8 protein-coding genes and 1 tRNA gene are annotated in these 12,052 nt (G+C 44.2%); all 9 read right to left on the bottom strand.

Going from position 1 to position 12,052, the window contains the following annotated elements; all coding sequences use genetic code 11:
* Positions 1-108: 108 nt before the first annotated feature.
* Positions 109-963, bottom strand: a complete 855-nt coding sequence (locus tag LHUE1_RS05185; protein ID WP_049172763.1) for a PRD domain-containing protein — start codon at positions 961-963, stop codon at positions 109-111.
* A 421-nt stretch (positions 964-1,384) separates the two neighbouring features.
* A complete protein-coding gene (locus LHUE1_RS05190; RefSeq protein WP_160312081.1) occupies positions 1,385-1,555 on the bottom strand; it encodes a hypothetical protein in 171 nt (56 codons plus the stop codon).
* A gap of 296 nt (positions 1,556-1,851) precedes the next feature.
* Positions 1,852-1,924: transfer RNA gene (locus LHUE1_RS05195), tRNA-Lys, on the bottom strand.
* 625 nt (positions 1,925-2,549) lie between these two features.
* On the bottom strand, positions 2,550-4,490 hold the full coding sequence (locus tag LHUE1_RS05200) for a helix-turn-helix domain-containing protein (protein ID WP_241484834.1): 1,941 nt from the start codon (positions 4,488-4,490) through the stop codon (positions 2,550-2,552).
* A 131-nt stretch (positions 4,491-4,621) separates the two neighbouring features.
* Complete coding sequence (locus tag LHUE1_RS05205; RefSeq protein WP_049172723.1) at positions 4,622-5,794, bottom strand: PrsW family glutamic-type intramembrane protease; 1,173 nt, start codon at positions 5,792-5,794, stop codon at positions 4,622-4,624.
* Between the two features lie 86 nt (positions 5,795-5,880).
* Complete coding sequence (locus LHUE1_RS05210) at positions 5,881-6,624, bottom strand: zinc-ribbon domain-containing protein (protein WP_049172721.1); 744 nt, start codon at positions 6,622-6,624, stop codon at positions 5,881-5,883.
* Entirely contained in the window at positions 6,621-7,664 is a 1,044-nt protein-coding gene (locus LHUE1_RS05215; protein ID WP_049172720.1) for a hypothetical protein, read from the bottom strand. The genes LHUE1_RS05210 and LHUE1_RS05215 overlap by 4 nt, the downstream gene beginning before the upstream one ends.
* 25 nt (positions 7,665-7,689) lie before the next feature.
* Positions 7,690-8,877: a hypothetical protein gene (locus tag LHUE1_RS05220; protein ID WP_277848291.1), complete on the bottom strand. Its 1,188-nt coding sequence runs from the start codon at positions 8,875-8,877 to the stop codon at positions 7,690-7,692.
* A 114-nt stretch (positions 8,878-8,991) separates the two neighbouring features.
* The gene (locus LHUE1_RS05225; protein WP_049172716.1) at positions 8,992-11,874 is read right to left on the bottom strand and encodes an LPXTG cell wall anchor domain-containing protein; all 2,883 of its coding nucleotides are present in this window, start codon (positions 11,872-11,874) and stop codon (positions 8,992-8,994) included.
* Positions 11,875-12,052: the final 178 nt, after the last annotated feature.

Genomic DNA, 12,052 nt, shown 5'->3' on the forward strand with positions numbered 1-12,052 from the left:
TATCCTCCTAAAGACTGGTATAAAAAAACACCCAGGAAAGGTAAAGGAATCGGGTAAAACCAATTCCAATACATCTTCAGGGTGTTGCCAACTTAATGTCACAAGCCACTATTCGATGATATGAATAATGTGAATTAAAAGAAATAGCTGGTTCGAATCATTAAACCGATAACCAACTTTGTCCGCAATAAACGCAACAATTTTGCCCAAACTTTTACCGGCATAAGGGTACTGCTTTTTCAATTGACGCAAAAGTATCGTGTCAGAACTCTCACTAGAGTCGTTATACTTACCTTCCTGGGTTCGCAATAAGAGATAGTAAAGGTGCGTCGCCATTCTTGATACCGCTAAACTGCTCTCGGAAAATTTTGCTCCATAGTCTTCCCCGAGAATTTCGTTGACGCCAGAAAGAATCGCCATCGCTTCCGCAACCGTCTGAACTGGACCATTCGTTTCTACCAACTCATGCTCAATCAGATGCATCGCAATAAAACCTGCTTCGTCATCTGAAAAAGCAACCTGACTATGCGACTGGATCATATCCACAGCTTCCTGCCCGACCTGAAACTCCTTTTGAAAAAGGCGCTGGACATCGAATAGCATTGGATTACTCACCACCATGCCACTTTTGGCCCGCTGAACTGCAAAATAGATATGGTCTGTTAATGGAACCAGCAAATGACCATCAAACGAAACATTCAGTCGACTCTGTGCAAGATCGATAATGCTATCCGTTAGTTCAAAATACGACTGCGGTATCTCGTTGGCCAACTCTTTAAACGTATCTACCCATTGGACATCCCGGGGCGGTACAGCGCGGAAAATATGATCGTCTTCAGTCGGAAAATATGACTCGCCTCGCTTAAGCCGAAACCCTATTCCCTTCCCCCAAACAATCTGCTGCTTGTCATGACCATCCGCTACAAGCAAAACGTTGTTGTTTAAAACCTGCAAGATTTTCAAATTAGACACCTAACAACTGGCACAATTGTAAGTAAGCGCTTACTTATTTTCCCACTTTAAATGAGCAATTCTTATTTGTCAATATATTGATAGTAAGATAACAGATAGCGACGAGCTTAAACCAGCGTTAATAATGGGTTACACTTTAACGATAGAAGCAATTATGTGCGCTTTATATTCTTTGTTAAAACAATTACCATCGTTCGAAAAATATTAATTTTAATCTCATCGCCACAATTTATAAAAATAAGCGCTAGTTCAGTACAGTGTGCATTTAATCCTCGCCAGCTTTTTTGCAACTTATGCTAAAATTTTCACCATAAGTGGCGCGCCCTTCTTTTAGAATTTTATTGACCTAACAAGTCCAACACTACCGATGGATCAGGTTTTTTTGCGGGTCAACCAAGCTTTCGATAACAACTTATATATAACGCATCGTCAGCGTAACTATTCCAGTTCCTTGCGACCTTTTCCCTTTTCTATATCCTTTTGTTTCTCGCGATTTGTGAGCAACACCTTCATTTGTTCCCGCACCATTTAACAAACTAACTTCAACACCTTTAGGCTGAATCACAGCTCTCTTTCGTGGCATCTATTCACTCCTCCATTTTTAAACTGGTCGAAATCGACCAGTTTAGAACCCGAACATTGATTTTTGATCATCTTGAGACTCATGCAGATTTTCTTACTTTATAAACTTCTTTCTACCCCAAAAAAAAAAAAAATTGGGCTTGCTTGAATATTCGTGCCGGTAAATGATCTAACATTTAGCAAGTATCCAAGCATTTGTTCAAGGCTTACGAAAGCCCTTCCAACCTCGAATGTAAAGAAAAACCGCGACCCACAAGCGTTTATCTGTGCTTGTGAATCGCGGTTAAAATCCTAAAATGGGTGGTCAGGGGATCGAACCCTGGACCCACGGATTAAGAGTCCGTTGCTCTGCCAGCTGAGCTAACCACCCATTGACTTATGTCTGTCGCGCTTCACGACTTAAATATAATATCACGTACCTCTTACTGGCGCAAGTGTTTTGAGAATTTTTTTTGAGAGTTAATTCAGCCTAATATTTTGAAGCGTTACAATGCCAAAATGTTTTCAAGAATGCATCACTACCTGCTTCTTCTATGAATACCGCCATGAAGGAGTTTGCTTAGAATCGCTGACTGTTCAGTCTTAAAACTAACAGCTTTTTAGAATGAACTGAGGTACTAAGACCCGCCTTAATCTTTCCACGCAAACTCATTCGCCTTCCTGAACCTTTTAAAAAAAGCGGTGCAATCCATTCCCCAAAAATGAATTGCACCACTTGATAAATTCGATCTTCGCAAATCAGCAACTACAAAACCAGGTCAGATCGCATCCAAAACGCTTCATCCAAACTTCCCCAAAAAGTTGAACGGAGCCTTTGCGAGACACTAGTTTCAAGAGATGCCATTCGCTTCTTCAGTCGCTTTACTAATCCAGCCATCCCCTTATAGCCAACCCAATAATCTAAGCATACTGGGTAAAGGGTGTTCGGAGAAGCATTCTTGCATATCTGCCTATTTTTTATACATCAATCAAATTTTCACACACAAAACCGTCGACTAATGAGAAAACTTACGCACAAAACTATCGAGGAAGTTTGTCGGCAATTCGTCGTGCCACAATACTTTTAATTTATCGATCGCATCAGGGTGCCCGACGCGTAATGACTGGTCAACGTAATGCATGACCGCTTCTTCACTAACAGACGACGGCGCTGTCACATATCTTCCAATTAACCAAGAACCCATCGCCTGCCAACGCATGGGGCTCGGATTCCCAATTGTCAGCAACCACTTGAACTCACTTAGAAACGAACACCCAACATCATGCGGTTGCTCAGTTACTACCTGCAAAATGGCTCGATTCAGACCATCGAAGATATAATTGACCCCCACTGTTGTCCATGGATGTTTGCCGATCACACGTCTGGCTTTTTGGAACAACATCACAAGTTGTGCCGGCTGCAGCCAGCGCACAAGCTCAGCGGATGCGTGGGTTTCAAGTGACCCCCACTCATTCATCGACAACAAATGGCTAAGAATAATTGACGCTTCCTTCTGCATTTCCACACCGGTTGGCGGCGCTAAGTGAGCCGCAGAACGGAGAATAAACTGCTGGGTATCGAGGATGCTCTTTGGCAACTCAGGTAACTGTCCATTAAAGCGTGCAATCACCTTCTCCGCTTCAATGTCATGCGCCGAACCCATTGGAATGTTCGCAACTTGCTTAAATGTCGCCCGCAAACTGATGGACCCAGGTACACGAGAATGCTTGGCGTCCAACTGATTAGGCAATGAAAGGACTTGTGACGGTACTAATGCCAATTCACCACAAAGTCGCACCCAAGTACCAAATGAAAGCTGTGTTTGCCCACTCTCAAAACGCCGCAAAGCCGTGACGCTCAGAATATTCTTCAAGTCAGCACGAGTCAGACCAAGATATTCACGGCGGGTCTTTAAAATTTCTCCTCCCGTCCTGCTCAAGACAATTTTCTTAGGACGATCCTTCAAAGCCGGATTATGATGCACTGATCCAGCTTGCGTACGTGCAAACATTAACTCAAACCAACGAGCATCTGTTTCAACGTTCCGCTCACGCAAATCTGTGATAATCTGCTGTATCCTGGCAACATTCGCGACGGTCGGCGCTTGTAACCACCGTTTAACTGCCAGCCCATATTGCCAGTTCGGATAAAACTCAATTACCTGTGCTGTGTCATGATACTGTTTAATGATCGGTTTCAGATCAGTCTCTATAACTGTTGCTAAAGCCATATCCCGATTCATGAGCGCTCCCAGCCAAAGCATCAACAGCTGCATAAATGATAGTGCTCGCCAGTCACTTTGCACACGCTTGGCTCGCTGTCGCAACAACAGCAATAACTCGTGACTCGCTGGTCCAACAATAGCTTTATACAGCTCAAGGCCCAACAAATCAAATCGCTCCGGCACAGCCATTCGATCAGCAATCATCTGCTCCTCTTCGGCAGTCAAGCGATAATGAGCATCAGGCCACCATTTGCCAGCCTCAAATAAAATACGAGCCAAAGCAGTCATTTCATTCTGATTTGGATGTGCAAGAAAAAATGCTTTTTCGCGCTGATTGAGAATCCTGAAATCACTCATTTGAATCGGTTCCTGCAACGATAACGGAAAATTAATTGGATCCGAGTCATAAAGCGTCAAAAGATCATATTCATCTATCCCGAGGCGTACCATCAGAGCCAGTGCCTTCCCCGTGCTAATATCCAATTCACCGCGTTCAAATCGCGATATCGTGGCCTCAGACAAGTTGCCACTGACATCCTTCAAGGTCAGGCCACGCCCCACACGGCGATTACGAAAATACTGGCCCAATCTCTTCAGCAACTGCTGATGACTGATCGTCTTCTCGACCATGATTTCTCCCCCAATAACTAACTTTCTCAGCCAGCTTATCGAAGGAAGTAAAACGAAGTAAGGATTCTTGCATATATGCCCCATTAGCATAATAAATAGCAATAATCAGCATTACATATGCGGCTGTCTTAGAAACTAAGTGGTTAAACCAAAACAAGGCACAGGAAATGATTTTCCCGTACCTTGTTTGCATCAATCTATCTGTCCACTGGCCGTTGATATTAGTTCGTTAATCAGCTTTTCTCATCCGGCGCCGTCACCGACGCTTCGTTCACATCCAAAGATTGTTGTAATTTCTTCACTTCTCGCAATCCAGCATGTATCATAACAAAAACGGTCACCCAAGTGATGATGGCGAGGATGATATAGCGAAGGATGCTAATCGTATCGAATGCTGACCAATCCCAGCACATGTGGATCAAGATCACTAAACCAAAAAAGCGCAGAAATTTATAATCCCAAAAAGTGGCGCTTCGCAGGGGTTGATTTCCTTTTGCCAAAACTAGGGCTGCTGTGGCAATCGCACACCATTCAGTGTGGTCAGAAATTGAAGTCGCCGTTCGGAACAGTGCAGCCTCCATGCTAACCAACTGGTTGCTATCTGTGATCATGAATTGAATATTTTCAAAAGCGGCAAACCCAGTTCCCACTGCTGCACCAAGCAATAATCCGTTAAACACATGCGAAATGTTAAGCTTACGAACGAAGTAGGAGGCAACCAACACTTTGGAGGTTTCCTCAACAATTCCTGTAACAAGTACTCCAAATAAGTCAAGCGAAGCTACGGGAAATAGCTTGTCCAAGACCAACACCACAATGAGCGCTAAGGCGCCACCTAAGATTGCAATCTTGGTCACCTGATAAAAGCTGATATTTTTAAAAACATTAGCTTCAAAAAACAGCACCAATGCAGAGGCAGGAACTGCGACTGAAAGCACAACGTCCATCGCAACCTGGTCTCCCATCTTACCATTTAAGCTATTAACCACCGCTAAAAGTAATCCAGCCGCGAGCGTAAATAATAGTACCCGCGAAAATAGCCACGGCTGAACTTGATCGCTCACAACTTTTGCCAAGGATGGTGTGGTTTTTTTCGTGCCGACAATAAAAATTTCTTCTGCCTCCTCGGTGGTGTGTCGTTGAAAGACCTGGCCAAAAAACTGATTCAAACTAACTTTGACTGCGCCTTTTCCGCCGGTCCATTCATTGAGATGCGATGTGGCGGAATCAATGACACCATTAGACTTATTTTTCAAACTCTGCTTGACACCATCGCCAACTGTTGCACTCCCACTCACATCTGCTGTAACAGCAAGCGGTTGGCCACATTTAATACAGAACTTTGATGTTGCATCATTTTTTGCACCACAGTGGGTACAAAAGATAAACGATTGCGTTTCTGTCATATTTTCTCCCTTACCCCCATTTCTTAAATAGTCTCACGGTCGGTAAAGATTGCTTTTGCAGTCTACTCGGTAATGATTTCACCGACCTATCGAGAAAGTACCCAGCCTAAAATGCCACCGAAAATTGCCCCGCCAATGGCTGAGTCAGCATTCGATTGGGCTTGATCTTCATCAGCAGCCTGTTTTTCTTTAGCATCGTAAGCATCTTTTGCTGCTCGAAAATCATCCGTGTCTTGATAGCGCATTGTCTCCTTGGTGCCTGTAAACTCCCATAAATCAATCGGTGTCTTTTGATCTTTCTTCATTGTCACTTCTTTAATATGCCACTGACCGATCACCTTACCTGACAGATCATTTGCAGCTTTAGCCATCTGCTTCTCTTGGTTAATCGGATAAGTCGAGAAGCCACCTGACATAAACGCACCTGAGATATTCGAGAGTTGGTCGCTACCTACCTGTATGGTTACCGTTCTTTTTAGCGCATTAATTTGAACGGAATAGCCGCGCTCTCCAGTAAATCCGTTGCTCAAGACAGCTTGCTTAGCCATGTTTGGTGCATAAACAAAGACATACCCGCACACCACAACTACTAATGCAATCAACACACCAATAATGACGGAACGATGTGACTTCTGGAGTTTAGCTGGTTTTACAATTTTTTCTGTCTCGGCCGGAGCAGCAGATTCTTCGGCTTTTTGGTAACCAGCCGTCTGAGCTTTCAACTTAGCATTTAACGGTTGACCACAGTTCGGGCAGAAATCTGCTTCTTCCGGCACTTTCGCCCCACAATTAGGACAAAACATGATTGCTACATCTCCTTCTGTTTTCATGATGCAACCTTCTGAACGATCCAGCTGCCTTGGGAGGTATCCAATGCTGTATGAGATTGAGTGCTGCTATCAACATGCGTCAACTGCCACTTATTGTCGTCAACCAATGTATATTCCAAATCAAACGCATCAATTTCTGTCTGTGTTTCGCCATATGATGGCGTCAATCCATTGACTCGTGGCATATCTGGATTGACATCGGTTGTTTTAACTTTAGCAAAAATGGTTATTCCCAAAGTCGTCTTATCAATATCATTTGTGCCGTCTTTTTTCACTCTAAGGTACATTTGATTAGACTTACCATTTTGCGTGGTATCAGCGCCTTCTTTGTTATAATACATTTCCTCAAGTTGATACTTAGTTCTGATTTCGTTGTTGGAATTCTGTCCCCTGAACGAATCAAGCAGTTCTGAAGACTGGTTTGGCAACTTAGATTTATCATTGGTACTGATCGCATCCAAAAGCATTGGCAAATCGGTGAATACCTGTTTGCTAATCGCTTTATGGTCAGCCTTCTTCAAGTCATTAAAATCAAGTGAGCCAATAGTATCACCCGTATTAAAATTCGCTCCTGCTGGTGCTATTCCTCGCTTGAATGATGATTCTTCATCAAGCGTCGCCTCCCGTGAGTTTGGCCCAACTTGCCATTCGTTGGATTTAACGATGCCAAGCCAAGGTAATGTTCCCCCCAGCTGGAATGATGCGTATTCTTGCAGTTTCACCGTGTTAACCTTATTAGGATCTAAGTGCACATCAGTATCCTTACCATTTGAGTAAACTTTTAACCAACTTGGCCCTTTAGGCAGCCCATACGTTGCTGTATCACCAAGCGCTTTAGACGACGCCGAAGCTGCTGCTTTCGATGCCTCTTTCGATGCCGACTTTCTTTTTGCTGCCTTGCTTGCCGATTCTGATGGCGTCATTTTAGATGACTTAGAACTGCTTGTAACGGTCGTGTTGCCTATTCCATAGCAACCGGTGGCAAATAGACTAAAGCTGGATAAAATGATCGCTGTGGTAAGAAGTTTTTTCTTTTTCATTTTTCTCTCCTGTTAAGAAGCGTGGCTATTTACTAAGCACCGCTTTTTGCCCTTTAACCTGTGATTTTGTGAGAAGAAAGTCAAATACATTACTGTTACCGCTATTGTCCAGAATATAACCAATGTATTGCGTCTGATAGATTTGCTGGCTGATCGGGAGCTTTAACGTTAACGCTTTTGTCCAAGGAAAATAGCCAAACATTCCTTTTGTCGCTGCTTCAAAGACTTGAGGCGTGAAAACTTTTTTCACATCTTCGGGTGTTACTTGACCCTTTTCAAAGTAATCACTATTAAATCTCTTAGTGACAAGACTCGCCAATGCTTGCTTATCGGGAATGGCTTTATATAACCGCTCATTAAATGAATCTGCGTTAAAGTAGTCAATATTTTTAAAAGAGAATGTTTGTGATATAATTTTATTACCGGAATTATCTGTCTTTTCTTTATATCGAGTAATTCTTTGTTCAATTGGTTTTCGATACTTGGTTTTCTCAATGTTATTTATTAAAGAGTCCCCTATCATTTTCTTTTCAGTTAAATAAGTATTCCCAGATTTTTCGTCTGTTATTAACAAGTGCTTAACGTCTTCCGACAGAATTTCTTTAGAATTATCTGATTTACCCTGTCCGTTTTCTTTCTCTTTTCTTTGTTTTTCGAATGAAGCTTCCGAGACAATCTTGACATCATGAATTGGAGTCTTGTCCTCTTCTCCTCCCAAGCAGGTGTAATATATTGAGCCTCCCCCATCCACGATCTGTCGGACATAAGTAATCCAAAAATCGTTTTGTTGGCCAATTTGATCTTTTTTATGCATGTAATTCCGCACCTCATCAGCGGATACCTTGAAATATTTTTTATCTTGTGCTTTTGCCAAAGCGATCGTATCAGCATCATTCATCTTGCTTAGCTTTCCAAGTGTGATGTTGTTGTCCTGAATTTGATAAGCGGTCAGTTTACCATGACTCAAAACATAGATAGCGTTAACAATGCTGCTTTTAGCTGGTCTATAACCAATTGCTCCGTCAGCCTCAGTTTTTATCCAAATATAAGTACCACTACTTTTAGCTTCTTTTACAAATGAAACTGTTTTCGATGTGTTTCTGGTGGTACTGGCGTTTGTTGAACATCCCGTCAAGGTCAGTGCGACCATGACAATCCCCACTAGACAAAGAGCTGCTGTTTGCCAAAAACCTACTTTTCTAAGATGAACCATTTCTTATCTCCTCCAAAAAAAGATTCCAACTGTCATCGTTTGGCATGTTGGAATCCTAATCTCTTTCAATGACCTAATACTGATATTGATTTATTGACGCCAGATACCCTTAAGTTAGGCATGTCGACCGCGGCGTGCTAATCCGAAGAGTCCCATTATTGAGACGACGGCCAATCCAACCGCACTCAACAAAGTTTCATTGTCGTCACCCGTTTGTGGCATCGTGGTTGTTCCGTGGCGCAATGCCATGCGACTGCCGACTAGCGGCTGCGCTGGCGTAAAGTTTGTCTGCGATTGGATCACCTTTTTGCTGCCAGCTGCTGGTGTCGTGATGACGTTACCGAACGAATCAACCATCTTGCCGTTGACAACCTTCCAACCATTGACCAGATGTCCTGCCTGATCAACGACGGTGTTTCCGCTGATGTGATAACCATTTGTTTGCGCGGCTTTTTCAGCGTCAAGCCGATGCTGTTCGCGAGCAACTTTTTCAGCTAACGTTTCGGCATCTTGAGCGCTCTTTAACGTTGCTTTCGCTGTGGCCAACTGTGCCTTGGCATTGTTGAGGTTCGTGTTTGTTTGCTTTAGAAGCGCCTGGGCATCAGCAGTCGCTTGCTTGTCTTCAGCTAAAACATCTTGACACTTTGCCAATGAAGCAACGGCTTGATCATACGCAGCCTGAGTTGTCTTCAAGTTTGCCTGAGCATCTGCGAGCGCTTGCTTTGCTGCGGCAAGTTTGGCAGGCGCATTAACCAAGTCAGCTAGTGCATCTTTAGCAGCTGTAACTGCGTCCGTCGCCTTTTTTAAACCATCCTGTGCAGTTTTCAGAGCTGCTTCATCTTTAGCTAACTGCGTCTGAGTCGTCGTCAACTTAGCCTTAGCAGCGGCCAAAACGTCATTAGCGGCACTTGCGGCTTTGTTAGCATTAGTGAGCGCTGCTTGTGCTTTTGCCAATGCTGCCAACTTAGCTGTCCGGTTCTGCAAACTGGCTTCATAAACTTTTTGCGCTTCAGCAAGTTGCGTTTGGGCGTCTGCGAGTGTGCTCTTGGCAGCCGTCAGCGTCTTAGTCGCAGCGGCCACGGTTGTAGCAGCTTGAGTCTGAGTCTTAAGCGCATTGTTAAGTTGCGTTTGGGCTGCTGTAACTGCTGCTGCCGCTTGATCGTACGCAGCTTGTTTAGCAGCTTGCGAGGTCTTTGCAGATGCAAGGGCTGTTTGTGCTGTGGTGAGCGAAGCTTTTGCTTGATTAAGGGCTGTCTCAAGGTTCTTGACGTTCGCACTGGTGTTGATGGTGGCGTCATTATCTAGTGCATTCCCTAATACAGCAACATCAATCTTGATGCCTAACGTATCGTGAACAGCTGGAAAACTAACAGTGTACGCCAATGGTCTATGAGAAATAAACTTGTAGCTGAATCCCAGTAACACCTGCATGGTCCGGTCAGCCTCACTACTTGGAGTGACGGTAATATTGGGATCACTGCTGCCTACGCTTCTTTGAAGAAAGCCATGATTAATTAGTTCATCTTTTAACAGTGCCATTGAATACTCTTTTTGAGGTGCTATACCACGTGTGGTTTGAGATTCTATAGTACCCCACGAAACAGTACCATCAGCATTTTTATAAGCCACTAATATAAGACCGAATCCCATTGATCCATCATCCAAATCATTAGACGTTACATCGCCGATCTCCTGAGTCTCACCTGATACAACGTCACTTTTGACAACGCTAGGCAATCCAAGTTGTGTCCGAATAGAATTTAAAATAGCAATGTATAAGTCACCGAAATGCTCTCTTTGTGCATCCGACAATGCTTTAAAGACGTCATCATATTCTTGATTTGTAACAGCGCCGAACCATCGATTCGATTTATTATCAACCAGGATTTGATTCCAATCAGCGTCAGTCGGTTTATAGTCAATGGTAGTTCCCAAAATAACAGCGTCTAGCATATTTGTCAGGTCTGTCGAATTAGTATTTGTTTTAGCTAAATATTTCTGAACAGCTGTCTTCGCAGCATCGTTTACCGAAACCGTAATCCCTTCAGCCGCCAGATTAACATTGCTAGTGTTCTGCGCGGCATCCAAAGCCCTCTGCGCAGCATCAACTTTAGTTTGTGCCGCACTAGCGTTATTCTGCGCGGTTTTGACCGCGTCATTGGCTTGATCAAGCACTGTCTTGTTAGCGGTGAGTTCCTTGTTGGCATTGTCGAGCGCTGTTTGTGCAGCCTCAACAGCGCTGTCTGCTTGACTCTTGTCAGTTTGTGCCTTGTCAGCATTGGTTTGAGCTGTCTTTACACTGTCATTAGCTGCGTCTGTTTTGGCTTGGGCCTCTTCAACTGCCTTTTTGGCCGCCGCCGTATCCAATGCTTTTTGGGCATCATCTACAGTTTTTTGAGCCTTATCGACAGCTGCTTTAGCGGCATCAGCTTTGGCCTGCGCATCATTGACCGTATTGGTGGCGCCACTCACGTTTGACTGGTCGCTGGCCACGGTTGTCTTAGCGGTATCAACTTTGGTTTGCGCTGCAGCCTGATCGGTCGTTGCTTTATTAATATTGTCCTTAGCTTTATCAATGGCGGCAGGTGTGGCAGCATCAACGGCAGTTTGCGCTTTTTGGACGTCGGTTGACGCCTGCGAGACCGTGTTAGCCGCAGAATCATGATTTGCTTTGGCACTATCAACTGCTTTTTGACCGTTGCCGACGTCTTGCTGCGCCTTTTTCTGGGCAGCAGCCGCAGCGTCGGCTTTGGCCTGCGCATCATCCTGTGCTTTCTGGGCTGCTGTTTCGTTCGCAGTAGCATCGTTGACATTCGCCTGTGCATCTTCAACCGGTGTCTTGGTTGCTGTCGTTGTCTTGACGGTTGCTACTGGCCCTTGCGTTTTCGTTTCTGGCTCGGCCGTTGCCGCATGAACCTGACTCGCACCGACACCGGTTGTGGCCAAAGCAGCGGCTGCTGCGGTGGTTACGATTGTTATTTTCGCGTTCTTTTTCATGGATCGAATACCCCCTCTTAGATTCTCCTAAATCGTCATCGGTTGACCCCACCAACTGATGGACACCGTTAGTGTAAAATGGCTTTTTATTGGGAGGAAGCGTTTTTGCATATTTGCCTCTTATTTTTTAAAAATATATTTACCAGCCTGACTGAGCGCTCAAGTTTTGCTTCTAGAG

The sequence above is a fragment of the Lacticaseibacillus huelsenbergensis genome, from assembly GCF_029726355.1.
In the GTDB taxonomy this organism is placed as follows: Bacteria; Bacillota; Bacilli; order Lactobacillales; family Lactobacillaceae; genus Lacticaseibacillus; species Lacticaseibacillus casei.